This window comes from Kribbella sp. NBC_00709 (assembly GCF_036226565.1).
Taxonomy (GTDB): Bacteria; Actinomycetota; Actinomycetes; order Propionibacteriales; family Kribbellaceae; genus Kribbella.
This window is the reverse complement of the sequence record NZ_CP108996.1, coordinates 3,826,375-3,849,059: the sequence shown is the minus strand read 5'-3', so window position 1 is coordinate 3,849,059 and position 22,685 is coordinate 3,826,375. Positions and strand designations below refer to the sequence as shown.

The window sequence follows — 22,685 nt, the reverse complement described above, 5'->3', positions numbered from 1 at the left end:
TATGCCGGAGGTGGATCCCCAGGCATGCAGAACCCCGTCTCGACCCCTCATATACGACCTGCCGGAGGGGTTCTGCGTGCGTGCAGGTCCACCGACTCGACCGCGGGTCGGCATCACCTCCGGCGCGGGCGGGTGAGGACGTAGGCGGTGGGGGTGGCTCCGTTGTATTTGAGGAGGCGCTCGCGGACGAGCTTGAGCGCGCTGCGCTGGATTGCCTGGGCGAGCAGGCGTTTGTCTTCGGTCAGGAGGACGGCGCGGCCGTCCGGGGTCAGGACTCGATCCAGCTCTGACAGGACTGCTGGGTAGAGCGTGCGGTTGAGCGCGTGACTGCCTACCTGCTTGCCGAACGGGAGATTCGTGACGACGCGGTCCACACTCCTGTCCTTGAACGGCAGAGCGTCAGCCTTGGCTCGGGCGAGATCTTGCGTCCCGTTCCTGGTCGCGATCTCGAGTGCGTGCGGATCGTGGTCCGTTCCGACGACCCGGGCGGTCGGTGCACGACGGCGTACGGCGAGGAGGATGGTGCCCGTTCCGCAGAACGGGTCGAGCACGCGGTGGCCCGGCCGGATCTTCGCCAACCGGACGAGCACCTCGGCGACCACCGGATTGGTTGACCACGGCAACCGTTCCAGCCGGCCGAACCGCCGCATCCACGACAACGGCGCGACCTCGGCTGCCTCTCGGTCGGGCTCGGCAGTGAAGTACAGGGCGCTGGCGGCGAGTTCATCCAGCGGGCCGTCGACCGCGCACTCGACGGTTTCGGCGGACAGTTGACAGATCGAACGGATCGACGACATCGCGCGCAGGTCCTCGATGAGGAGGTCGGCGGCGCCGTCGATGGTGCGCAGGACAAGGTGGGGCACAGCAATGCTCCTGAAGGCTCGCGATCGACAGAACAGTCGAAGCGCGGCGCAGGCACGACCGAGCCGGCCGACTCCGTCCGGAGCCGGCCAGGGCCGTACCTACGCCTTCAGAAACACGACATCGCTGGCAGCGTATTGGGTCGCGCCACCGGTCCTCATCTGATTTTGTTGGCGGATGACAGACGTGGAGGAACGGCCGGCGGAGGACGCGGAGCTGGCCGTCCTGTTGAAGGCCGCGTTCGACGAGCTCGTCTCGCGGAACGGGGCCGAGGGACGGACGCAGGTCAAGGACGGTGCGCGGTACTTCGTGGCGCTCGACGACGAGGGACAGGCCGTCGGGTGTGGCGCCCTACAGGTGTTCGGGCCGGACACCGCTCATCCGGGGGACGCCGAGATCAAGCGGGTGTACGTGACGCCGGCCGCCCGCGGTCGAGGGTACGCGCGCAGGTTGCTCGCCGGACTCGAAGAGGTGGCCCGATCCGCCGGTCATCCGTTCCTGCGATTGACCACTGCGGAGCAACAGCCGGAGGCGATCGCGCTCTACGAGTCGAGCGGATACGCACGGATCGCTCCCTGGGGCAAGTACGTCAACGAGCCGCGGACCCGCTGCTACGGAAAGGCACTCTGAGGATGGCGCGTCTCCACACGGTCGATCAGTTGCTCGATGTCCTCGATCAGGTCGTGAGTGCGAGCGGTCGGGGTGACCGGTCGCATGCGTCCGCCGCGGAGTACTGGAACGGGCTGCTGACGACGCCCGGGCATCCGCTGACGAGCCAGTTGCCCGACGAGCCCTTGGTCGATTGGAACGAGCGCGGCCTGCTGGGCGATCTCGCCGGCGCCCGGGTGCTCGATGTCGGCTGCGGCGGCGGCCGCAACACCCGCTGGCTCGCCGAACAGGGCGCGGCGGTCGAGGGTGTCGATCTCGCGGGCGATCTGCTCGATACGCTCCGGCCGAGTATGCCGGCATCGGTGACGTTGACGGCCCTCGACGTACTGCGGGATCCGTTGCCGGCCGGGCCGTTCGACCTGGTGTACGACTCCGGATGCTTCCACCACATCGCGCCGCACCGCCGGATCACGTACCTCCAGAGGATCCTTCCCCTGGTCCGCGGCCGGTTCGGGATCGTCACGTTCGCCGCGGAGCGGATGGAGACCCCGAGCGACCTCGACGTCGTCACCACCGGCGACACGTACGGCGGCATGACGTTCTCCCTCGACGATCTCCGCACGATCTTCGGCGCCCTCAGCCCCGTCGAGCTCCGCGCCGTACACCCCGACCGCCCCGACGCCTTCGCCCCCGACTTCCTCAACGCCGCCCTGTTCAAGTAGCCGGTGGGCCATTCACTACTCGGGTACGACGCGGAGGGTCGCCGACGCTGCCTTCGTACCGACGACGGCGCCGACGATGCGCGCACCGTAGCGGTCGTACTTCGCGTGATAGGCAGCGTCGATCGCCGCATGCACGTCACCATCCGGTACTTCGAACCGGACGTCCCGCTCGACACCACTGGCCCGGATCCGGCCCGGCCGCTGGCCTTGGCGCGACGAAACCACGGGTTGTCGGCGCCGTGCGCCGATCGCACGTAGAGATCACTGTCTGCCCGGACACCCCAGATCGTCACGAACCGCCGCAGGCTGTCGTCGTTGCGGCGGGAGCTGATCTGCAGCTCGGTGGCTTCGCCGATCCGTTCGAGGTCCTCGTTGTTCCAGTTGGTCATGCGTCGTCGCTCCGGACCGGGAACACCTCTTTGGCGACGGCCGCGGCGGACATGGCCCGGGGCCAGCCGGCGTAGAAGGCCAGGTGGGTGATGACCTCGACGATCTCGGTCTCGGTCAGGCCGTTGCCGACTCCTCGCGCCAGATGGCCGCGGAGTTGCTCGGTGTTGCCGTTGGCGATCAGGGCGGCGCAGGTGATGAGACTGCGATCACGTGGGCTGAGCTCCGGACGCGCCCACACGTCCCCGAACAGCACGTCGTCGGTCAACTCCGCCAGTTTCGGCGCGAGGTCTCCGACCAACCGCTGCGCCGGCGTGCGCTGATCCGATCCTGGTGTCTGTTCAGTCATGCCGACAGTCAACGGTGATTCGCCGGCGGGCGGGAGTCCCTGCCTTTCCAGGTAACGGCAGTGCCCCCTTCGGGGATCTACGGTGGTGCGCCATGTCACGACGATCCGCCAGCTTCCTCGCCGGGCTGCTGGCGTTGGTTGCGGCAGTGGTCGCGTACTGGATTCGGTGGCACGAGCGTCAGCAGTGGCAGGAGACTGTGGTCGCGGGCAAGTGTCAGCACGTGCCGCCGCTCCCGCACGTCGGCGCCGTGACGGTCGCCGGGCTGGTCTTGTGCCTGGCTGCGGTCGGCTGCTTCATCGCGTGCCTGCCGCGATCCCACCCGCTGATCCAAGCGTTGGCATGCGTTCTCCTCGTGGCCGCGCTCCTCGGCGCGGCCGGCGGCACCCTCGTCCTGGTCGACACCCCCACCAAGACGAGCGACGGCCTCGACGGCTCCGGCCTCCCCTGCCCCAGCGGCTGACACGAACGGCAGAAACTGACCGTTGCCCGGTGTATTTCAACGTTGTAAAGTGCTCGTGTCCCCCACCAGATCAGGATCACGGGAGAGTTCATGACGCAGCCTCGTGCGGAGTACCCGCGTCCGCAGTTCGTCCGGCCCGAGTGGCTGAACCTGAACGGCGAGTGGCAGTTCGAGATCGACCGGTCGGACTCCGGACTGGAGCGCGGCGTCCGCGAGCGCGAACTGACGCAGCGGATCGTCGTACCGTTCGCGCCGGAGACGGAGTTGTCCGGGATCGAGGACGTCGACTTCCTGGAAGCGGTCTGGTACCGCACGACCGTCACGATCCCCGCGGACTGGTCCGGCAAGGAGGCGGTGCTTCACTTCCAGGCCGTCGACCACGACGCGACCGTGTGGGTGAACGGCGTCGAGGTCGTCCGGCACCGCGGCGGGTTCACCCCGTTCAGCGCCAACCTGCGCCACGTCGCCGCCCCGGGCGAGGAGGCGACCATCGTCGTCCGCGCGCGGGACAGCCACCGCGGCCCACAGGCTCGCGGCAAGCAGAGTCAGCTGTACTTCAACCACAGCTGCCTCTACACCCGCACCACCGGCATCTGGCAGACCGTCTGGCTCGAAGCGGTACCCACGGTGCACCTGAAGCGCCCACGGATCACCCCGGACGTGGCCGGCTCCAGCTTCCACCTCGAAGTACCGGTCTCCGCGAACAAGCCCGGCTACAAGATCCGCGCCACCCTCAAGGACGCCGACGGTGAGGTCACCACCGCCGAAGTACGCGCCGACCTCGACTTGGCCCCGCGCCTGACGCTGCAGGTCCCGGCCGACCGCGTCCGCCTGTGGGACACGACCGATCCGCACCTGTACGACGTCCGCCTCGAGCTGATCGATGCCGAAGGCAACATTGCCGACAGTGCCGACTCGTACGCCGGTCTGCGGTCGGTGAGCATCAACGGTAAGGCGATCCTGATCAACGGCAAGCACGTGTACCAGCGGCTGGTGCTGGACCAGGGGTACTGGCCGGAGAGCCTGATGACCGCGCCGTCCGAGGAGGCGCTGGTCCGCGACATCGAGCTCAGCCTGGCGGCCGGGTTCAACGGCGCGCGGCTGCACCAGAAGGTGTTCGAGGAGCGGTTCCTGTACCACGCGGACCGGCTCGGGTACCTGGTCTGGGGCGAGTTCGGCGACTGGGGTTCCGGGGTCGGTGACACCGGCAGCGACAACCAGCAGCCGACCGCGTCGTACGTCGCCCAGTGGCTCGAGGCGGTCGAACGCGACTACAGCCACCCGAGCATCGTCGGCTGGTGCCCGCTGAACGAGACCCACCAACTCCTGCACGACCGGATCACCCAGCTCGACGACGTCACCCGCGCGATGTTCCTGGCGACGAAGGCCGCGGACACGAGCCGACCGGTGCTGGACGCCTCGGGCTACAGCCACCGCGTTCCGGAGACGGACGTCTGGGACTCGCACAACTACGAGCAGGACCCGGCCAAGTTCGCCGAGCAGATGGCGGACCTGGTCAACGACAAGCCGTACGGGAACACCGGTGGCCCCGAGGGCAAGCCGATCTCGCTCGCGTACGACGGCCAGCCGTACTTCTGCAGCGAGTTCGGCGGCATCTGGTGGAACGCGGAGAAGGCGGCCGCCGGGAAGAGCGGGAACTCCGCGGACTCCTGGGGCTACGGCCAGCGGGTCGCCAACGAGGAGGACTTCTACACCCGGTTCGCCGGCCTGGTCGACGCTCTTCTCGACAACGAGCTGATGTTCGGCTACTGCTACACGCAGCTGACCGACGTGTTCCAGGAAGAGAACGGCATCTACAACTTCGACCGCAGCAACAAGCTCGACGTACCGCGGATCAAGGCGGTCCAGGAGCGTCAGGCGGCTTACGAGAAGGACTGAAGTACGAGCGAGCCGACCGCGACCAGGACCCAGAGGATCGCTCCGAGGAGGAGTGGCCGGGGTCCTGCGTCGCGGAGCTCGCGAGGCCGCAGTGATAGTCCGATTGCAACTAGTGCGGATGTGATTAGTGTGCTGCCGACGATGGTCAGCGTCGGCAGCCACGAGTCCGGGATGGCGCCTGCGCTGCGCAACCCGGCGGCGGCGATGAACCCGATCAGGAACAGCGGGATGAGCTTGCGCCAGGGCAGCGGCTTACGGATCGACGCTGTGGCGCCGGCGTAGGAACCCTCAGCGGAGGCGTCGAGCGCACGGGCCGCGCGGTTCTCACGCCGGATCTTCAGTGCGACCAGCGTCAGCACGATCGGGATCAAGGTCAGCGAGCGCGTCAGCTTCACCACGATCGCCTGGTCACCGGCGGCCTGGCTGTACGCATACCCGGCCGCGACGACGGACGAGGTGTCGTTGACCGCCGTACCGGCCCACAGCCCGAAGGATTCCGAGCTCATGCCGAGCAGATGGCCGAGCGGCGGAAACGTCAGTACCGCGACAATGTTGAACGTGAAGATCGTCGCCATCGCGTAGGCGACCGACGAGCGCCGGGCGCCGATCGCGGCAGTCGCGGCGGCGATCGCCGATCCGCCGCAGATCGCCGTACCGACGCCGATCAGGGTTTGCGTGTCCCCGCGGACGCCGAGCAGCCGTCCGAAGAACCACGCTCCCCCGAGGGCGAGCGTGAGTGTGCCGAGCATGACCGGCAGCGACGAGACCCCGACGCGGGCGACCTGCTGGAGCGACAGACCGGTTCCCAGTACGACGATCGACAGCTGGAGCAAGGTCTTCGAGGCGAAGTCGTACCCGGGGCGGCATGCCTCGGAGCGGAGCACCGGGACGAACAGACCGGCGATCACGCCGAGCACGATTCCGAAGACCGGCCCGCCCACGACCGGCACCAGCCGTCCGAGCGGGACCGCCACAGCCGTCAGTACGAGGACAGCGGCCAGGCCTGGCATCCGGGACCCCAGCTGGGGAGCAGCAGTCGAGGTGTGCTGTGGCCTAACCTCAAGGTGCACCACTGAGCCGGTCCTTCCCGCGGAAATGTACGCACATTTACGGTAGGAGATGACCGGACATTTGGCAACCCGGAAGGAACGGATGAGCGTGGGCAGGCTGGACCGTGCTGGCGGGGGGCCACTGTGGAAGCAGTTGCAGGAGGATCTCGTCCAGCGGCTGCGGTCCGGGGAGTTCGATGACGCCTTTCCCGGAGAGCTCGCGCTGGTCGACGAGTACGCCGTCAGCCGGCACACCGTTCGCCAGGCGCTCGGCCAGCTACGCACCGACGGGCTGATCGTCGCCGAGCGCGGCCGCCAGCCCCGGGTCGCGACCGCCCCGGAGATCCGGCAGCCGATGGGCGCGCTCTACAGCCTGTTCTCCTCGGTCGAGGCGTCCGGCCTGCCGCAGCGCAGCGCCGTACGCGCGCTCGACGTCCGCGCCGACGGCGTGATCGCGGCCCGCCTCAATCTGGACGGATCCACCCCGCTGCTCTACCTCGAGCGCCTGCGGTACGCCGGGGACGAGCCACTCGCGCTCGACCGCGTCTGGCTCCCTGCCACGCTCGCGGAACCGCTGCTCGACGCCGACTTCACCCACACCAGCCTCTACAACGAACTCTCCATCCGCACCGGCATCAGCCTGGACCACGGGCGTGAGGACATCCGCGCCGTGAACCCGAGTGACTCCGAGCGGGCCCTGCTGCATTGCCCCGCCGATGCCGCTGTGTTCTCGATCGTTCGCCAAGGCACCGCCCAGAACCGCCCGGTCGAGTGGCGGCACACAGTCGTTCGCGGCGACCGGTTCGCCCTGTCCGCGGAGTTCTCGGCGAACGCCGGCTACCGCCTGACGCCGAGCACCACCGCTCTTTCTCAGGCCTGGTGAAACGGATCGTCCGCAGGGAGCCAGGACGTGGCCAGGTCGAAGTCGAGCTTCACGTCCCGGGTCAGGGCCTCGGCGGCAGCGAGTACGGCGGGGCGCGCCTCGTCCCGGCGTACGACCAGGGCCCAGGTCCAGAGTGGAGCTGGGGCGACGACCGGGCGGCGGGCGAAGTCTCGCGGCAGTGGGGTCGCATCGCGTTTCGGTGAACTGATGACGGGGCGACCCAGGCGGCGTACGTGGTCGTAGAAGGCCGGGCCGGTGATGCCGTGGTCGTCGATCCGGACCACTGAGGCGCCGGTGGCACGTGCGAGCTCCACGGCGTAGATGTTCCACGACGCCCACGCCTCGGTGTCCGCATCGACCAGGACGACCGCGTCCGCAGCACGTACGGCGGACTCGTCGCGGTCCGCGGACACGGCGAACAGACGGTCGACGCCGATCAGCCGGCCGGACAGCTCCTGCTCGGCCAGATCTGTCGCGCGCACCCAGCAGATCGCGAGGTCGATGCTCCCGTCCGCGACCCGCGCCGCCTGCGTGTGCGACGGCATCACCCACGTGTCGACCAGCAACTGCGCGACGCCGGACACCCGCTCCGCCAGATCCGAAGGCCGCCAGCTGACGTACCCCAACCGCACCGGCTCGCTCGCCGCGAACCCTCGCGCCGTACGCCGCAACCCGTCGGCCTGCTCCAGCAACGCCCGTGTCTGCGGCAGCAAGGTCTCGCCGTGGGCCGTCAACGTCACGGTCCGGCGGTCGCGCTCGAACAACCGCACGCCGAGATCGCGCTCGAGTGACTTGATCTGCTGCGACAACGACGGGCCGGCGATGTGCAACCGGGCCGCGGCCCGCCCGAAGTTCAGTTCCTCGGCGACCGCCACGAAGTACCGCAACTGCCGCAGCTCCACGTCTCACAGCGTAGTAGGCGCAGCCTTCCAGCTGGGAGCAAAGCGGTCGTGGAAAAGCTCACATGGTTCGACAACGATCGAAGTACAACAACCTCGGATCAGGAGAACCATGAACTCCCAGAAAGTTGCCGTGATCACCGGAGCGTCCCAGGGCATCGGGGCCGGCCTGGTCACGGCGTACCGCAAGCTCGGGTACGCCGTCGTCGCGAACTCGCGCAGCATCACGCGCTCCGACGATCCGCTGGTGCTGGCCGTCCCCGGCGACATCGCCGAGCCGGGCGTCGGCGCGCGGGTGGTGCAGCAGGGCGTCGACACCTTCGGCCGGATCGACACTCTGGTCAACAACGCCGGCATCTTCGTCGCCAAGCCGTTCACGGAGTACACCGACGAGGACTACGAGCGGATCGCGGGTATCAATCTGCGCGGCTTCTTCGACACCACGCGGCGCGCGATCACCGCGATGCTGGAGAACGGGGACGGCGGGCACGTCGTCAACATCACCACCAGCTTCGCCGAGCACGCCTTCAGCACGGTCCCGGCTGCGCTCGCTGCGCTGACCAAGGGCGGGTTGAACTCCGTCACCAAGTCCCTCGCGACCGAGTACGCCACGCGCAACATCCGCGTGAATGCCGTCTCCCCCGGAGTGATCCGGACGCCGATGCACCCGGAGGAGACGCACGAGTTCCTCGCGGCCCTGCACCCGGTCGGCCGCCTCGGCGAGATCGAGGAGATCGTCGACGCGGTCACGTACCTGGAAGGGGCGAAGTTCGTCACCGGCGAAGTACTGCACGTAGACGGTGGTCAGCAGGCGGGCCACTGACATGAACACCTGGCGCCCAGCGGGACGCGCCACCGACAACAAGCCTTGGCGGTTGGTGGGGCAAGCGGCGGCAGCATTGGCAGGTGGGATGGGGCTCGGGAGGTTTGCGTACACGCCGATCCTGCCGTTGATGCACGCACAAGCGGGTCTTGGCCCGCGCCTCGGAGCGACGCTCGCAACCGCGAACTACGCCGGCTACCTCGCCGGCGCAGTGGCTGCCATCGTCGCCCCGCGGCTGATCCACTCCCGCTGGACGCTCCGTGTTTCCCTTCTGATTCTGTGCGCCACCCTTGCCGCGATGCCGTTGAGCCGGAGTGGATTCCTCTGGCTCAGCCTGCGGTTGATCGCGGGGATCGCGAGCGCACTGGTGTTCGTGATCGCGGTCAGCGCCGTACTCCCCCGTCTGCACAGCCATCACGTCGGCTGGACCTTCGGCGGCATCGGCGCCGGCATCGCCCTGTCCGGTGCCGTACTTGCCGGCGGCAACTGGCGTACGGCGTGGTGGCTAATTGCCCTGCTCACAGTCGCCTGCACCATCCCTGCCTGGAACCTGACCGCGACACCCGTACAACGATCGGCCCGGCACGGAACAGGTTCGCGACACTTCAACGCGCTTCTCGCCAGCTACACCCTGGAAGGCGTCGGCTACATCATCGCCGGCACGTTCCTCGTTGCCGCCATCAACGAAACGGCTTCCGGTGCCGTCGGCAACGGCGCCTGGATCGTCGTCGGCCTCGCCGCGCTGCCGTCGACCGCACTCTGGGCGTCGTTGAGTCGATCGTGGTCACGATCGACGCTCCTGCCGGCAGCGCTCGTCCTCCAGGCGATCGGCGTCGCATTACCGGCCGTCATCCACGGGGTCGCGGCCGCGCTGGTCTCCGCCGCGCTCTTCGGCGCGACGTTCCTCGGCGTCGCCAACCTCGCGATCGCACTCGGCGCCGAACTCCAGGTGCCGCACGCGATCGCTATCCTCACCACCGGCTACAGCCTCGGCCAGATCATCGGGCCGTTGGCCGTCGGTCCCCTGCTCCACCACGGATACCACCAGGCGCTCCTGGTCAGCGCGGGAGTCGTGGCCCTCGCCGCGACCGCCGCGACCCTGGTCCGCCATCAACCGAAGGAACTCACATGAACGACATCCTGTACGACGTCCTCAACCAGTGGAAGTCGGCCATCGACGACCACGACCCGCAACGCGCCGCAGCCCTGTTCACCGAGGACGCAATCTTCCAAGGCCTGCATCCGTACGGCGTGGGACGCGCGGCCGTCGCCGAGTACTACGAATCACAGCCCATCGGACTGTCGCCGCAGTACAAGCTGCTGGAAACCCGTCGCCTCGCCGACGACACGCTGCTCGGCTACCTCGCCGTCGACTTCAGCTTCACCGACCGCCCGGTCGTGCCCGTCAACCTCAGCGTCATCCTCCACCGCACCGGGGATGGCTGGCTCATCTCGCACTACCAGGTTTCCCGGGTGTAGATACTGAGGGCATGACGGTCAAGGAGATGCGGTTGGTGGTCACGGCGGACGACTACGACGAGGCGGTCGCGTTCTACCGCGACGTGGTCGGGCTGCCGGAGCGGGAGTCGTACTCGTCGGCGGACGGGCGGGTGACGATCCTCGAGGTCGAGCGAGCCACGCTCGAGATCGCGGATCCCGCGCAGGCGGACTTCATCGACCGGGTCGAGGTCGGCCGCCGGGTCGCCGGGAAGTACCGGGTCGCGTTCGAGGTGGAGGACTCCGCGGCGACCACGCAGAAGCTGGCCGACGCCGGCGCCACGGTGATCGCCGAACCGACCCGTACGCCGTGGGACTCGCTCAACGCCCGGCTCGAAACCCCTGGCGGCATTCAGCTGACGCTCTTCACCGAACTTGACCTGAAGCAGGCTTGAAGTGTTGGGCTAGGCGCCATGTGGAACATCGAGAGCCTTGATCTGGACGCCTATCTCGCGCGGATCGGGCACGCGCGGGTGGCGCCGTCGGCTGATGCGTTGCGGAGCCTGCACCGGGCGCACGTGCTGGCGATTCCGTTCGAGAACATCGACGTGATCCTCGGGACGCATCCCGGGATCGCGCTCGATGCGATCCAGGCCAAGTTGGTGGGCCGGCAACGCGGCGGGTACTGCTACGAGCACGCTCTGTTGTTCGGCGCCGCGCTCGAACGGCTCGGGTTCGACGTCGTACGGCGGGTTGCACGCGTGCAGCCGCACAAGGCCGGGCCGCGGACGCACGCCCTGCTGAAGGTGGGCGTCGACGGGCAGGAGTTCCTGGCCGACGTCGGTTTCGGGGCAGGCCAGCTGCACCCGACTCCGTTGAAGGACGGCGCCGTGGTGGACCAGGCCGGCTGGGACCATCGACTGACGCTCGACGGTGACGTGTGGACACTGTCGAAGCAGACCGCGGACGGCTGGGTCCCGCAGCATGCGTCGAACGACGAGGCGGTGCGGCCGATCGACTACGAGGTCTACCACCACTACGTTTCGACCCACCCGAAGTCGCCGTTCACCGGTCGCCCGGTAGTGATGCGGGTGGCCGACGGCGTCGTACGACGACTCGTCGGCAACACCCTCACCATCGAGTACGCCGACGGCCACACCACGGAGCGCACCGTCCCGCCGCAGGACCTCCCCGACGCACTCGCATCCCTCGACGTCCACCTCAGCGACGAAGAGATCGACCGCCTGGAAGCGGTTGTTTAGACGTGCTGGTGTCTGGGGGTTTCGGTGCGGAAGGACTCGCCGAGTTCGGCGGCCAGGCCGAAGTAGTGGCGGAAGTTGTAGATGAGGGGGGACCAGGCTCCGGGGTCGACGTGGGAGGTTCCTGGTACGACGATGTGTTCGTCGGCGTGGACTCGCAGGACCCGGGCCTGGGCGATCAGGAAGTTGCCTTCGGCATCTAGATCGGCCTTGGCGACGGTGGCCTCGAACTGGATCGGGCATTCGGCCACGCGGGGTGGTACGACGAGTTCGGAGGCGACCGGCGTCAACCCGGCGGCGGCGAACTTCTCGCGTTCGAAGCGGAAGCGGTCCTGCTTGTGCGAGGGGACCGGATTGCGGCCGGTCAGCCCGGCGATGCGCTCGACGGCTTCCCACTGCGCCGGTGACGGGAAGTTGATGACCACGTCCGGACGGGAGCGCAGGTTGACTGCGGTCTGTCCGGACACGCCGACACCGAGGACTACGACGTCGCCGAGGGCCCACGCGGACGACATCGGCGCGAGGTTGACGGTGCCGTCCTCGTTCAGGGTGCTGAGGAGCGCTACCGGCGTACCGACGTACAGGATGGACGGTTCGATGGTCAGATGAGTCATGTGAATCGACAGTAGGCACGGGACGTTTCGGCCGGCGCCTAACTGTCGGCGAGGCATGATGGGCGGTATGAGTGCCGAGGGTGAGGAGCTGGCCGGCTGGGCGCGGATGCTCGCGGACGGGACCCGGGCGACGGTCTGCCTGGCGTTGCTCGACGGGCGGGCCTGGACGGCGACCGAGCTGGCCAAGCTGGCCAAGGTGTCGCGGCCGACGATCAGCGAGCATCTCAACCTGCTGGTGAACGGCGGTCTGCTGACCGAGGTGCGGCAGGGCCGGCATCGCTACGTGAAACTCGCCGGACCGGACACGGCCGAGTTGATCGAAGGGCTCGCCGCGCTGGCGCCACGACGTACCCAGGTCGCGAACAGCTTGTCCGCGGTGAGCAAGCGGGACGCGTTCGCGCGGGCGAGGACGTGCTACGACCATCTGGCCGGGAAGCTGGGTGTCGCGCTGGCCGATGCGATGACCGAGCGCGGCCTGATCGACTGGTCGGACGGGATCGCGCTGACGCCGGAAGGCCAAGCCTGGCTGGAAGATCTCGGCGTGCAGGTCGAGGTACGGCGCGGGCGCCCCGCCGTCCGTTCCTGCCTGGATGTGACCGAACGACGGCCGCACATCGCCGGCGCGGTCGGCGCGGCGTTATGTGCGCACGCTTTGCACCACGGATGGGTGACGCATATACCAGGCGGGCGTGCGCTGAAGGTGAACGGCGCAGTACAAGCGTTTGGACTCTCGTCCGGAGTCTGAGAATCGTGAGAGGGAACACGCTTTCAAGAGGCGCTCGGCGGCGATTGCACCTAGCCTTCGGCCATGACTGAGTTCGAGCCCGGCACCGAGCTGGTGTCCCGTCTCCCTCTGCCCAGCCATGTGGTCGTCCTCGCGGACGGACAGTGGCGTCGCGGCTGGCTGATCGGCCGCGACCATGAGGAGACGGGATGGACCGCCCTGGTGCAGTACGAGGGCGACGACGGTAACGAGCGGACGGAACGCCTGCCGGCGGACCGGATCGCCTTGCCCGAGTCGAACGGCACGGAGAGAGCGTCCTAGGGAGGGAACGCGACACGAAGGCCCCCGGGTGAGCATCACCGGGGGCCTTCGTGGGTAACGCTGCCGTGGCGCCTCAGACGAACGAGAGAAACCCGCCCCAGGCCCTTCGGGCGGTTGACCTGGGACGGGATCCTCAGTGGCGTTACACACGGTGTATCGCTGATGACGGCCTGAGTGTTACAGGATCCCCGGAAGTTTCTTCCAGTCAGGTCACGGCACGGCACCGCGTCTGTACAGCACGTATCCGTGCGGCGACCCCGGTGCACGTCCCTGAACACCGGGGTCTGGATCGGCGGCCTCTCGAGCGACAACCGTTCGTGACCTTCAGGTGCCCCGACAGCCGGTGATCATTCGTGCTCAGAACCGACTCAGAAATGAACGGCCAGCAGGACCCGGCCGGTTTCGGAACTCCGGATGTCCAGAGCGCGGATCTCACTGCGCTGCAGCTTCGTCGTGGCCGCCGGTTTCACCGTCGTACCGGGAGACGAGGTCCAGCTCGCGATCAGCTGCGCTTTGCCGGACGAGTCGGTGACGTACAGCTCGTAGCCCCGGGCGCGTTCGCTCGGCGTCGCGAGCTCGTCGTACCGGCAGCTGATCTCGATCGTCGTACCCCAGCGCTCCGGCACCAGCCGGGCGTCCGCGGACAGTTTGCTGTTGACGGTCTGTGCGAGTACGACGTAGTCGCCCGGCGGCTCGTTGTGCGACAGCGGAATCGCGATCACCGCGCCGATCGCGGCGGCGGCGACGGCGACCCCGGTGATCAGCGCACCGAGCCGGATCCGTTGCTTGCGCCGATCGCGCCGGACATTGCGGACCAGACCAGGCAGCAGGTTCGGCGGGGCGGCCGTGACGGTGGCCAGGGCCCGCTCGGCCGGGAGCGCGGCGAGTACGCCAGGCACTCCGGCCAGGGACGCCACCTCGGCCGAGCACTCGGCACAGGTCTGCAGATGCTCCTCGTACGCATGCCGATCCTTCGCGGACAACACCCCGAGCAGGTATGCCGCATCCCAGTCCCGGTACGGGTCGCTCACTGACTCGTCACCCCCTTTTCCTGCAGCGCGAGCTTCAGCGCGCGCAGCCCGTAGTGCAGCCGCGACTTGACGGTGCCTGACGGGATGTCCAACTCCGCGGCGATGTCGGTGACGGTACGGCGGCCGTAGTACGCGCGAACGATCACCTGCCGATGTTCTTCCGACAACTGTGCCAGCGATTCAGCCACCAGCCACGCGTCCAGTACGGCGTTCGCGTGGTCGGCGCTCGGGTTCTCCGGGAGGTCGTCGCTGGCGACCTCCCGGCTGACCCGGGCGCTGCGCCGGTCGTCGATGACGAGATTGCGTGCCACCGTGAACAGCCAGGCCCGGGCCCCCGCCTCGTCCTCGGACAGGATGTGCGGCCGGCGCCACGCCCGGAGCAGGGTCTCCTGGACGACGTCCTCGGCCAGCCGGTCGTCGCCGGTCAGCCGGACGACGAACCGCCACAGCGCGGGAGCGTGCACATCGTGCAGCTCACGCAGCAGCGTCGCCCGGTCGTCGGCCATCGGCGCTCCTGCTCTGTCGGACATCGCTCAGTTGGCTGCTGCGGTCGGCTGCTGTGCTGCGGTTCCGGCTGCCGCTCTCGCCCCCATTCTGCACAGGAAGCAAAGCACCCGCCTGGTGCACGCTGCACTTGGCTCAACCATGAGTGACTTGAAGATCACACTCTGAATCGCTGGCCTTCGTGCTGGCGAATTGGTACCCGCGGGTGGCGGCCAGCAGACCGGCTCCCCACACGACGTACGCCGGCACGGCCACCCAGAAGAAGCTGTCCGGCAGCGCGATATCGGCGAAGATCGGCTCGCCCTGAACCACGGCGACGATCATCTGGATCAGACCGACACCGAAGTACGCCGACATGCCGGCGCCGATCACGTAGCCCGGAAGCAGCAGCATCCAGCGCGGGAAGCGGCGGCCGATCGGGCTGACCAGCAGGAAAGGCAGAGCGGTGCCGACCAGCAGGAAGCCGCCCTGGAAGATGATCACCGACCGATTGCCGCCGAACGGCGTCTGCCCGAAGCCGACCACGGCCTGCGCACCCAGTCTGGTCAGGCAACCGACGACCGCCAGACCTGCGCCCGTCACGGCCACCCACGGCGGCCAGGCCTTGGGCGTCGGTTGATGAGCTCTTGCGATGAGGGCGAGCAGGACCGCACCGGCTATTGCGCCGAGTCTGCAGAGCATTCCGAGGGGATCGAACGGGATGCCGAGCCCGGGCAGCACAGCGGCGACGAGGTCGAGAAGGATGAACCCGGCTGCTGCGAGCCAGCCCGCGGCCAGCAGCCACAGCAGCTTCGGCCGGATCGTGATCACCGCAAGGGCGGTGATCAGACAGCCGACGACGGCAACCCAGTTCGGAACCAGTAGATCGTTGCCGGGCAGCTTCCACCCGGGTGCGTGACCGGTCGCGAACCAGATCCGCAGCACGCCGTACGCCGCTGCCCATGCCAAGACTGCTCTTCTCATGCAGTCAGTCTGTTGAGCCCTGGTGGCGACCGGATCACCCGCGCGAGGGAACGGTCTCCACCCTTAGCGTGAAGCGTGGATCTGCTGCAGGATGCGGATGAACGTCTTGCGGTCGACCAGGGGAACCGCTTCGAGGACCTGTTGCTCCTGGGCCTGGATCCCCCTCCGGACCGCACGGCGTACCCGGCGGCCTTCGGGCGTGATCGAGAGCAGGCGGACGCGGCGGTCGTCGGGGTCGGGAGTGCGCTCGATGAGGCCGGCCTGCTGGAGCTCGTCGAGGGTCCCGATGATGCGGGACTTGTCCGCTCCGATCGCCTCGGCGAGCGCGGCCTGGGTACGGACCGGGGTGTCGTCGAGGGCCGTCAGCACCGAGTAGCCCCACATCGAGACGTCGTGGGCGGCGAGCACCGGCAGTTCGATCGCGATCAGCTTCCGCACCAGCGGATACAGCATCGCAGCCAGATCGGGGCGCTCGGTTGCCATAGTTGAAAAGGTAGCACTGGCGCAATCATATGCGAGGGCTTACGATATGCGTATGCCTACTGTTGATTACGTCTCGCTGGACGCCGAAGCCGTCCGGACCAGCATTGAGCTGGTCACCACCGTCACCGATGCCGACCTGTCCAAGCCGACCCCGTGCCGGGCCTGGACTCTGTACGGTCTGCTCGCCCATATGGCCACCCAGCACTACGGATTCGCGGCCGCCTCCCGCGGTGAGTCAGACCCCGCCATCTGGAAGGTCCGCGACCTCGGCGACGACCCGGTGAAGGCGTACGTCGAGTCCGCCGAGCACGTCCTGGACGCGTTCGCGCAGCCCGGCGTCGTGGACCGTGGGTTCCCCCTCCCCGAGTTCGGGACCGACGTACCGTTCCCAGGGGCGCAGGCGATCAGCTTCCACTTCATCGACTACGTCGTCCACAGCTGGGACGTCGCGAAGTCCATCGGCAAGACGGTGACCTTCGAGCCCGCCACGCTCGAGGCCGCCACCGCGGTGGCCCAGGTCGTGCCCAGCGGCGACATCCGCCGCGCTCCGGGTACGCCGTTCGCGGTCGACATCCCGTGGTCCGGCGACGAAACACTCGACCGCATCATCGCCTACCTGGGCCGCAACCCCAACTGGCCGAACTGACTTCAGCCGCCCCTCGACGGATCCGGCGGCGACGCAACCTCATACCTCAACGTCGCGCAGGCTCCGACAACTCGGCCGGCTACTGGAGATTGCCGATCCAGTCGCCGGTCTCGAGGCGGCGGAGGCTGGTTTCGAGGTCGAGGGAGAGCCAGCCGGCGAGCTGTGGATGGGTGGGGTGTTGCCACAGGCCGTAAGGGCCGCGCAGCGTCTCCAGGTAGTCGACCAGGTCATGGACCCGGCGGTCCTGTGGAGCGACGCCGCAACGGGACGCGAGGTCCAGCAAGAAAGCGAGGTCGTGGGTGACGTAGAACGTGATCTGCCCCATGGCCCGCTCGAGCCCGACCAGGCGGGACACCTCCCAGCCGAGGGTCGACGCGTCCCGGGACTCGCGGTAGAGGAGGTGGTCGACGCCGGTCCGGGCGGCGTCGGATCGCCGTCGTTCGGGGTGCAATGCCAGGCAGGCGACGGCGCCGGTCGTCGCCGATCGGCAACCGAGTCCGCGGGTCAGCCTGCGGTACTCCTTCTCCGGCGGGATCGGACCGCCGGCCTGTCCGAGGTCGGCCTTCGGGCCCGCCGGCCAGGATCCGTCCTCGAGGCGGACGCCGAGGAGCCATTCGTACGCACGCTCGGCACGAGGATCGGTGGCAAAACCAGCGGCGGCGATCCCCCGCAGCGGTACGACGGTTTGCATGGTGACGAACCGCGGACCCTCGATCGGGCCTTTGCCTGCAGGTGAAGGCGACCACGAGCCGTCCGGCTGTTGAAGGCCGAAGAGCGACTCGACCGCAGCACCCATGGCAGGCCCTCGGTAACCGAGATAGGCGAGCCGGCAGAGCAGGTAACCCATGGACTGGGTTTCAGCTGCCGCAAGCTGCGCGACGAGTACGTCGATCTCCGGGCTCCGGTCAATCTCAGCGCGCCATGCAGTGACCTCTGCGTCCTGGTCGTCGGCGCCGTCCAGCTCCCGGGCGGCTCGCCACCGCAACGACGGGGACGGGTCTCCGAGCAACAGCGTGCCGATGTTCATCGCAGCACCCCGGCAAGATGAGGTGCGGTGGAGGTGCCGGCTTGGGCGAGCGCTTCGGGTGAGCCCTCGAAGACGATCCGGCCACCGTCCGGTCCCGCGCCCGGTCCGAGCTCGATCAGCCAGTCACAGGCCGCGAGCAAGGCCGGATCGTGCTCGACGACGAGCACATTGTTGCCAGCAGCAACGAGTGCGTCGAGCGTACGGACGAGCACTGCGACGTCGGTGGTGTGGAGGCCGACAGTAGGTTCGTCCAGCACATACAACGCCGTTGCCTTCGTCGGGCGGGCGAACTCCTTCGTCAGCTTGAGCCGCTGCGCCTCGCCGCCCGAGAGGCTCCAGCCCGGCTGGCGCAGGACGAGGTACCCCAGCCCGAGTTCGACGGCGGCCCCGCCCACTCGGCGTACCGCGTCGATGTCGCCCCACTGGTCGACCAGCTCGGCGATGGTCAGGGTCTCGATATCGGCGAGACTCCGGCCTCGCAGGAGCAAGCCGGCGGCCTCGCGGCGGTACCCGGATCCGCCGCAGGCCTCGCAGGTCTGGCGCACCGACGGCAGGAACGACATGTCCTGCTGCCACACCCCTTTGCCCTTGCAAGCGTCGCAGCGATACGTCAGGTCCTTGATCGTGATGCCCTGCTCGACGGCCGCCTCGCTCGCGGCGAACTCCTTCCGGACGGCGCCGATGAGCCCGAGGAACATCCCCGGTGACGTGATCTCGGCGCGGGACTGGTCGGCCACAATCGTCCGGGTCGGCGCATCGGAGATGGCGTCGTGATCGCCGGGCCGGACGCGGACCGCACCACGACCAGGAATGTTGGTCTTCGGTCGACTCAGGCCCAGCGCGATCGTGTCGACGACGAGCGACGACTTACCCGATCCGGACACACCACAGACGCCGACCAGTACGCCGAGCGGGACGCGGACGTCGAGGCCGTCGAGGTTGTTCTCCCGTGCTCCACTGACCTGCATCCAGTCCGTCGGCTCCCGACGCTGATCCCGGTACGTCGCTGGGGCCTGTCCGTCCAGAACCGCCAGCGTCACCGACTGCGGGCTGTCCAGACTGACCACGCGACCGCCCGATCGCCCGGGACCAGGGCCGATCTCGATCACGTCGTCGGCCGCGCGAATGACGATCGGGTCGTGCTCGACGGCGATGACGGTGTTGCCGGCGGCGCGTAACTCGGTCAGCGTCCGCGCCAGCGCGGTCACCTCCGAGGGATGCAGACCTCGGGAGGGTTCATCGAGCAGTACCGTCATACCGACCAGTCCGTCGCCGAGCACCGATGCCAGTTTGATGCGTTGCGCCTCGCCGGCCGACAGCGTCCACGTCGACCGGGTCAGCTCGAGGTACCGGAGCCCGACGGCACGGAGGAACCCGAGCCGATGCAGCGCGACGGTCCTGGCGTCTGCCGCCTGTCGATCGTCGGGCTCTTCCATCGACGCAAGGAGGTCCTCCAGGTCGGCGAGCGGGGTTGAGAAGAGCTCATCCCGCCCACGTCCCTCGACGCGGATCGCCAGGTACGGCGGACGGAGGCGCCGACCGCCGCACTCCCGACAGGGAAACACGGTCGAGTCCTCGCCCCCGACGTCGTTCACGGCCCACGCGTTCAACCCGCGCCAGGACCCGTCGCCGTACAGCACGGCGTGTTGGGCCTCGTCACTCAACGCCTTCCAGGGGGTGCGGTCCAGGTCGAACCGGTAGCGCTCGGCCAGCGACCGCATCGGCGGCTCCTCGCCGCGGGTGGTGCCGAACCAGGCCAGCCTGCCGCCGAAGACGCCGCCGAAGAGGGGCGCATCCGGGTCCACGATCAGTTTGGAGAAGTCGAGCTCGCGCTCGACTCCGAGTCCCAGGCACTGCGGGCAGGTCGACACCGGTGACCCCACCAGATGTCGAGGCTCGATCGGCACCGCGCAGGTCCCGCAGTCGTCACAGATCCACGCTGCTTCCGGCTTCGGCGACGTACGGCGTACCGCGTCGTTGCCGCAGGCAAGACAGGTACGGACGCCTGCTCGGGCGATGATCACGGCGAGCAGGCGGTCGAGATCGGTGGACCGGCCAACGGTCACCCGGTCGGCATCCCAGACGTAGAAACCCGGCCCGTTCCCGTCGAACGCCAGGCCCGACGGGTCGATGCTCATCGTCGGGCCCAGTCCGGTGAGCGAGTCGACCGGAGCTTCCGGTCCCTCGCGGACCGACTGGCGCTCGTAGACCGAGAGGCATTCGAGCAACCGCCTGGTCGCCTCAGCCTCGAGTACGTCGTGAACCAGCGAGGACTTGCCCGAACCCGAGACGCCTGTGACAACGGTGAATCGCCCTTTGGCGAAGTCGACGTCGACGTCCTGCAGGTTGTGGGCGCGGGCGCCACGTACACGGATCGCATCGCTGGAGCGTCGGTCGGAGCGCGGCTTGGCGCGTGGACGTATCCGCGGCCGCGTTTCGGCAAGTGGTGGACCGCAGTGCTGCAGGCATCCGCCGTCAGGACCACCGCCCGGGCCCAGATCGATCTGCCAGTCGGCGGCGGCGATCACGTCAGGCTGGTGCTCGACGACGATCACTGTGCAGCCGCTGTCCGTGAGCCTGTCGAGTACTGCGAGGAGCCGGTCCAGGTCGCCCGGGTGCAGACCTGTCGTTGGCTCGTCGAGCAGCACGAGGTCGCCGGTCCGCGCCTTGGCCACCTCGCGAGCCAGCCGCACGCGTTGAGCCTCCCCGCCGGAAAGACTCGGGGACGGTTGCCCCAGCGTCAGATAGCCGAGCCCGACCTCCTGCAGGGACTGCAAGATGCGGGTCACCGGCGGGTGCTCGACGAACACCGCGGTCGCCTCGTCGACGCTCAGCGCCAGCACATCGGCGATCGACAGCCCCGCCCAGGTCGCCTCTAGGACCTCCGCCCGGAAACGCTGGCCGTCGCAGGCCTCGCACGGAACCCAGATCGGCGCCAGGTAGCTCAGTCCAATCGCGACTGACCCCATCCCCTCGCAGTCCGGGCAGGCGCCCTCGGCCCGGTTGAAGGTGAAGTCCGATGTGGGACGTCCGGTCTCGTCCGCGAAGACGTCGCGGATCCGGTCGAGCACCTTCGTGTACGTCGCCGGATTCGATCGCGGGTTGTTGCCCAGCGGTGCCTGATCAACCGCACGAGCCCGGATCGCGGGTGCGTCGAAATTCGTGCACCCGACCGGCCCGTGCTCGCGCAAGGACGCCAGCAGTACTTCGTGGGAAAGGGTGGTCTTGCCTGCTCCTGACGGCCCGGTGATCACCGTCAGCGATCCGAGCGGGACGTCGCAGTCGACGCCGCGGAGGTTGCGCAGATCCGCCCCGGTAACGCGGATCCGCTCCTCGGATACCGGTCGCCGAGAACGATTCCGGCGAGCGCCGGCGGAGAAGCTGACCCCCGACGCCGTACCGGCCCGCCACAGATCTGCTGGCGGGCCTTGGAAGACCAGTCGTCCCCCGGCGCCTCCACCGCCGGGGCCGATCTCCACGACCTCGTCGGCCATGGCGACGGCCAGCGGATCGTGTTCGACCATCAGCACCGGCCCGGGCAGCGCGGCGATCGCGTCGAGCAGTCGGCCGAGATCGCTGTGGTGCAAGCCGATGGTCGGCTCGTCGAGGACGTGGAGCAGGTCTTCGAGACGCCCCGAGAGCACGACCGCGAGCCGGGTACGTTGCGCCTCACCGCGCGACAGCGTCGGCATCGGCCGGTCGAGAGCGACGTACCCAAGGCCCAGCTCTTGCAGCGGACGCAGGCGTCGCAGCAACTCGTCCTGGATGCGGCCAGCGCGCGGCCCGACTGGGAGTTGCTGCATGAATTCAAGGACCTCGGTCACCGATCGAGCGGTCAGCTCCGGCAGCGTGACGCCGGCGATGCGGTGCGACGAGGTGTCGTTGTCGCCGCGGAACGCCGACGGTGCAAGCGGCCGGATCCACGCGCCGCATTGCGGGCAGATCGGCGCCCGCAGTACCGGCGTACCGCCGAGCAGGACCTCGGGTCTGCCCAGTGCGTCGGCCTGCTCCAGAGCGGACCGGACCTCAGCCGCTGACTGGCCGGTGTGAAGAGTGGCCACTCGAACGATGACGTCATGAGGCGACGCCGGGTCGAGCTTGGGAACGCGGCTTGCCGCCCACGGCCGTCCGTCGACGGTGACGTGGGCGAACTGACCTCGGATACCTGCGAGCAGGCGCGCGTGACTGCCGACCAGCCCTCGTACGAGCGCGACCTCGACGTCGAGCTTGTCCTCGCGAGCCAGGAGGTCCAGCGCGGTCGTGAGGCGCTCCTCGGCGGAGAGCGCGCGGACCGGCAGGTGGCAGCGGGGACATTCGACCTCGGCGAACCGTGAGTACAGGATCCGCAAGAACGGATGCAGACCGACCGATGTCGCCACGGTCGAGGCCGGGTTCCGGTTGAGGACGTTCTGGGCGACGGCCACCGCCGGCCCGAGCCCCTCGATCCGCCGGACCTGTGCGGCGGGAACCCGCGCCCCGTTCCCACCGAGTGCCAAGGATTCGACGAACCGGCGACGCGCCTCGGCGTACACCACGTCGAACGCCAACGACGACTTACCCGACCCCGACACACCAACGACAGCGGTCAGCCCCGGCCCGAACGACACATCGACATCGCGCAGATTGTGCTCAGCCGCACCCTGTACGTCGAGGAACCGCTCGCCCCTCGGGCCACGACTGCGCCCGGGCGCACCGTCTCCCGCGACTCGGCTCACCCCGCCATCCTTGCAGCCG

At 68.5% G+C, this 22,685-nt stretch carries 24 protein-coding genes and 1 pseudogene; 13 read left to right on the top strand and 12 right to left on the bottom strand.

Features of this window, described 5'->3' with window-relative positions; all coding sequences use genetic code 11:
- Positions 1-113: 113 nt before the first annotated feature.
- Positions 114-863 carry a TRM11 family SAM-dependent methyltransferase gene (locus OHA18_RS18925; RefSeq protein WP_329005446.1) on the bottom strand — a complete coding sequence of 250 codons (750 nt, stop codon included), beginning with the start codon at positions 861-863 and terminating at the stop codon, positions 114-116.
- A gap of 175 nt (positions 864-1,038) precedes the next feature.
- Between OHA18_RS18925 and OHA18_RS18920 the strand changes: the two genes are divergently transcribed.
- Positions 1,039-1,491: a GNAT family N-acetyltransferase gene (locus OHA18_RS18920; protein ID WP_329005445.1), complete on the top strand. Its 453-nt coding sequence runs from the start codon at positions 1,039-1,041 to the stop codon at positions 1,489-1,491.
- Between the two features lie 2 nt (positions 1,492-1,493).
- Complete coding sequence (locus tag OHA18_RS18915) at positions 1,494-2,192, top strand: class I SAM-dependent methyltransferase (protein ID WP_329005444.1); 699 nt, start codon at positions 1,494-1,496, stop codon at positions 2,190-2,192.
- Between the two features lie 15 nt (positions 2,193-2,207).
- On the opposite strand, the pseudogene OHA18_RS43330 reads toward OHA18_RS18915, so the two are convergent.
- Positions 2,208-2,581 (bottom strand): annotated as a pseudogene (locus OHA18_RS43330) (DUF2255 family protein).
- On the bottom strand, positions 2,578-2,928 hold the full coding sequence (locus tag OHA18_RS18905; RefSeq protein ID WP_329005442.1) for a carboxymuconolactone decarboxylase family protein: 351 nt from the start codon (positions 2,926-2,928) through the stop codon (positions 2,578-2,580). Before OHA18_RS18905 ends, OHA18_RS43330 begins: the two are co-directional and overlap by 4 nt.
- Before the next feature lie 92 nt (positions 2,929-3,020).
- Here OHA18_RS18905 and OHA18_RS18900 point away from each other — a divergent pair, with 92 nt between their 5' ends.
- Together OHA18_RS18900 and OHA18_RS18895 are read left to right on the top strand one after the other, a co-directional pair.
- A complete protein-coding gene (locus tag OHA18_RS18900; protein ID WP_329005441.1) occupies positions 3,021-3,389 on the top strand; it encodes a hypothetical protein in 369 nt (122 codons plus the stop codon).
- 90 nt (positions 3,390-3,479) lie between these two features.
- The gene (locus OHA18_RS18895; RefSeq protein ID WP_329005440.1) at positions 3,480-5,288 is read left to right on the top strand and encodes a glycoside hydrolase family 2 protein; all 1,809 of its coding nucleotides are present in this window, start codon (positions 3,480-3,482) and stop codon (positions 5,286-5,288) included.
- On the opposite strand, the gene OHA18_RS18890 is transcribed toward OHA18_RS18895, so the two are convergent.
- Positions 5,273-6,298 (bottom strand): YeiH family protein, encoded by a 1,026-nt coding sequence (locus OHA18_RS18890; RefSeq protein WP_329005439.1) that lies wholly within the window; start codon positions 6,296-6,298, stop codon positions 5,273-5,275. The two genes, OHA18_RS18895 and OHA18_RS18890, sit on opposite strands and share 16 nt — an antisense overlap.
- A gap of 142 nt (positions 6,299-6,440) precedes the next feature.
- Between OHA18_RS18890 and OHA18_RS18885 the strand changes: the two genes are divergently transcribed.
- The gene (locus tag OHA18_RS18885; RefSeq protein ID WP_329005438.1) at positions 6,441-7,220 is read left to right on the top strand and encodes a GntR family transcriptional regulator; all 780 of its coding nucleotides are present in this window, start codon (positions 6,441-6,443) and stop codon (positions 7,218-7,220) included.
- Here OHA18_RS18885 and OHA18_RS18880 read toward each other — a convergent pair.
- Complete coding sequence (locus tag OHA18_RS18880) at positions 7,208-8,122, bottom strand: LysR family transcriptional regulator (protein WP_329005437.1); 915 nt, start codon at positions 8,120-8,122, stop codon at positions 7,208-7,210. The two genes, OHA18_RS18885 and OHA18_RS18880, sit on opposite strands and share 13 nt — an antisense overlap.
- A gap of 109 nt (positions 8,123-8,231) precedes the next feature.
- On the opposite strand from OHA18_RS18880, the gene OHA18_RS18875 reads away from it, so the two are divergent.
- The 5 genes from OHA18_RS18875 to OHA18_RS18855 are packed head-to-tail and all read left to right on the top strand — an operon-like array spanning position 8,232 to position 11,641.
- A complete protein-coding gene (locus OHA18_RS18875; RefSeq protein WP_329005436.1) occupies positions 8,232-8,942 on the top strand; it encodes an SDR family NAD(P)-dependent oxidoreductase in 711 nt (236 codons plus the stop codon).
- Position 8,943: 1 nt separating this feature from the next.
- Positions 8,944-10,074 (top strand): YbfB/YjiJ family MFS transporter, encoded by a 1,131-nt coding sequence (locus OHA18_RS18870; protein WP_329005435.1) that lies wholly within the window; start codon positions 8,944-8,946, stop codon positions 10,072-10,074.
- Entirely contained in the window at positions 10,071-10,421 is a 351-nt protein-coding gene (locus OHA18_RS18865; RefSeq protein ID WP_329005434.1) for a YybH family protein, read from the top strand. Before OHA18_RS18870 ends, OHA18_RS18865 begins: the two co-directional genes overlap by 4 nt.
- 11 nt (positions 10,422-10,432) lie before the next feature.
- Positions 10,433-10,834 (top strand): VOC family protein, encoded by a 402-nt coding sequence (locus OHA18_RS18860; RefSeq protein WP_329005433.1) that lies wholly within the window; start codon positions 10,433-10,435, stop codon positions 10,832-10,834.
- Positions 10,835-10,852: 18 nt separating this feature from the next.
- A complete protein-coding gene (locus tag OHA18_RS18855) occupies positions 10,853-11,641 on the top strand; it encodes an arylamine N-acetyltransferase family protein (RefSeq protein WP_329005432.1) in 789 nt (262 codons plus the stop codon).
- Here OHA18_RS18855 and OHA18_RS18850 read toward each other — a convergent pair.
- Complete coding sequence (locus tag OHA18_RS18850) at positions 11,638-12,252, bottom strand: flavin reductase family protein (RefSeq protein ID WP_329005431.1); 615 nt, start codon at positions 12,250-12,252, stop codon at positions 11,638-11,640. The genes OHA18_RS18855 and OHA18_RS18850 overlap by 4 nt on opposite strands.
- A gap of 67 nt (positions 12,253-12,319) precedes the next feature.
- Between OHA18_RS18850 and OHA18_RS18845 the strand changes: the two genes are divergently transcribed.
- Together OHA18_RS18845 and OHA18_RS18840 are read left to right on the top strand one after the other, a co-directional pair.
- The gene (locus OHA18_RS18845; RefSeq protein WP_329005430.1) at positions 12,320-12,997 is read left to right on the top strand and encodes an ArsR/SmtB family transcription factor; all 678 of its coding nucleotides are present in this window, start codon (positions 12,320-12,322) and stop codon (positions 12,995-12,997) included.
- A 63-nt stretch (positions 12,998-13,060) separates the two neighbouring features.
- Entirely contained in the window at positions 13,061-13,297 is a 237-nt protein-coding gene (locus OHA18_RS18840) for a hypothetical protein (protein WP_329005429.1), read from the top strand.
- Positions 13,298-13,665: 368 nt separating this feature from the next.
- On the opposite strand, the gene OHA18_RS18835 is transcribed toward OHA18_RS18840, so the two are convergent.
- The 4 genes from OHA18_RS18835 to OHA18_RS18820 form a co-directional block, all read right to left on the bottom strand.
- Positions 13,666-14,328, bottom strand: coding sequence for an anti-sigma factor family protein (locus OHA18_RS18835; RefSeq protein WP_329005428.1), 663 nt, complete (start codon positions 14,326-14,328; stop codon positions 13,666-13,668).
- Complete coding sequence (locus OHA18_RS18830) at positions 14,325-14,834, bottom strand: sigma-70 family RNA polymerase sigma factor (protein WP_329005427.1); 510 nt, start codon at positions 14,832-14,834, stop codon at positions 14,325-14,327. Before OHA18_RS18830 ends, OHA18_RS18835 begins: the two co-directional genes overlap by 4 nt.
- Positions 14,835-14,967: 133 nt before the next feature.
- On the bottom strand, positions 14,968-15,795 hold the full coding sequence (locus OHA18_RS18825; protein WP_329005426.1) for a hypothetical protein: 828 nt from the start codon (positions 15,793-15,795) through the stop codon (positions 14,968-14,970).
- A gap of 63 nt (positions 15,796-15,858) precedes the next feature.
- Positions 15,859-16,278, bottom strand: a complete 420-nt coding sequence (locus tag OHA18_RS18820; RefSeq protein WP_329005425.1) for a MarR family winged helix-turn-helix transcriptional regulator — start codon at positions 16,276-16,278, stop codon at positions 15,859-15,861.
- Positions 16,279-16,330: 52 nt separating this feature from the next.
- Between OHA18_RS18820 and OHA18_RS18815 the strand changes: the two genes are divergently transcribed.
- Entirely contained in the window at positions 16,331-16,924 is a 594-nt protein-coding gene (locus tag OHA18_RS18815) for a TIGR03086 family metal-binding protein (protein WP_329005424.1), read from the top strand.
- A 79-nt stretch (positions 16,925-17,003) separates the two neighbouring features.
- Here the strand turns inward: OHA18_RS18815 and OHA18_RS18810 are convergent, their stop codons facing one another.
- Positions 17,004-17,951: a hypothetical protein gene (locus tag OHA18_RS18810; protein WP_329005423.1), complete on the bottom strand. Its 948-nt coding sequence runs from the start codon at positions 17,949-17,951 to the stop codon at positions 17,004-17,006.
- Entirely contained in the window at positions 17,948-22,666 is a 4,719-nt protein-coding gene (locus OHA18_RS18805) for an ATP-binding cassette domain-containing protein (RefSeq protein ID WP_329005422.1), read from the bottom strand. The genes OHA18_RS18810 and OHA18_RS18805 overlap by 4 nt, the downstream gene beginning before the upstream one ends.
- Positions 22,667-22,685 lie beyond the last annotated feature (19 nt).

What these genes read in the sequence shown, in the direction of transcription:
- OHA18_RS18920 (WP_329005445.1), top strand. Translation starts at nt 1,039, where the DNA reads ATGACAGACGTGGAGGAACGGCCGGCGGAGGACGCGGAGCTGGCCGTC.
- OHA18_RS18915 (WP_329005444.1), top strand. Translation starts at nt 1,494, where the DNA reads ATGGCGCGTCTCCACACGGTCGATCAGTTGCTCGATGTCCTCGATCAG.
- OHA18_RS18905 (WP_329005442.1), bottom strand. Translation starts at nt 2,928, where the DNA reads ATGACTGAACAGACACCAGGATCGGATCAGCGCACGCCGGCGCAGCGG.
- OHA18_RS18900 (WP_329005441.1), top strand. Translation starts at nt 3,021, where the DNA reads ATGTCACGACGATCCGCCAGCTTCCTCGCCGGGCTGCTGGCGTTGGTT.
- OHA18_RS18895 (WP_329005440.1), top strand. Translation starts at nt 3,480, where the DNA reads ATGACGCAGCCTCGTGCGGAGTACCCGCGTCCGCAGTTCGTCCGGCCC.
- OHA18_RS18890 (WP_329005439.1), bottom strand. Translation starts at nt 6,298, where the DNA reads ATGCCAGGCCTGGCCGCTGTCCTCGTACTGACGGCTGTGGCGGTCCCG.
- OHA18_RS18885 (WP_329005438.1), top strand. Translation starts at nt 6,441, where the DNA reads ATGAGCGTGGGCAGGCTGGACCGTGCTGGCGGGGGGCCACTGTGGAAG.
- OHA18_RS18875 (WP_329005436.1), top strand. Translation starts at nt 8,232, where the DNA reads ATGAACTCCCAGAAAGTTGCCGTGATCACCGGAGCGTCCCAGGGCATC.
- OHA18_RS18870 (WP_329005435.1), top strand. Translation starts at nt 8,944, where the DNA reads ATGAACACCTGGCGCCCAGCGGGACGCGCCACCGACAACAAGCCTTGG.
- OHA18_RS18865 (WP_329005434.1), top strand. Translation starts at nt 10,071, where the DNA reads ATGAACGACATCCTGTACGACGTCCTCAACCAGTGGAAGTCGGCCATC.
- OHA18_RS18860 (WP_329005433.1), top strand. Translation starts at nt 10,433, where the DNA reads ATGACGGTCAAGGAGATGCGGTTGGTGGTCACGGCGGACGACTACGAC.
- OHA18_RS18855 (WP_329005432.1), top strand. Translation starts at nt 10,853, where the DNA reads ATGTGGAACATCGAGAGCCTTGATCTGGACGCCTATCTCGCGCGGATC.
- OHA18_RS18850 (WP_329005431.1), bottom strand. Translation starts at nt 12,252, where the DNA reads ATGACTCATCTGACCATCGAACCGTCCATCCTGTACGTCGGTACGCCG.
- OHA18_RS18845 (WP_329005430.1), top strand. Translation starts at nt 12,320, where the DNA reads ATGAGTGCCGAGGGTGAGGAGCTGGCCGGCTGGGCGCGGATGCTCGCG.
- OHA18_RS18840 (WP_329005429.1), top strand. Translation starts at nt 13,061, where the DNA reads ATGACTGAGTTCGAGCCCGGCACCGAGCTGGTGTCCCGTCTCCCTCTG.
- OHA18_RS18830 (WP_329005427.1), bottom strand. Translation starts at nt 14,834, where the DNA reads ATGGCCGACGACCGGGCGACGCTGCTGCGTGAGCTGCACGATGTGCAC.
- OHA18_RS18825 (WP_329005426.1), bottom strand. Translation starts at nt 15,795, where the DNA reads ATGAGAAGAGCAGTCTTGGCATGGGCAGCGGCGTACGGCGTGCTGCGG.
- OHA18_RS18820 (WP_329005425.1), bottom strand. Translation starts at nt 16,278, where the DNA reads ATGGCAACCGAGCGCCCCGATCTGGCTGCGATGCTGTATCCGCTGGTG.
- OHA18_RS18815 (WP_329005424.1), top strand. Translation starts at nt 16,331, where the DNA reads ATGCCTACTGTTGATTACGTCTCGCTGGACGCCGAAGCCGTCCGGACC.
- OHA18_RS18810 (WP_329005423.1), bottom strand. Translation starts at nt 17,951, where the DNA reads ATGAACATCGGCACGCTGTTGCTCGGAGACCCGTCCCCGTCGTTGCGG.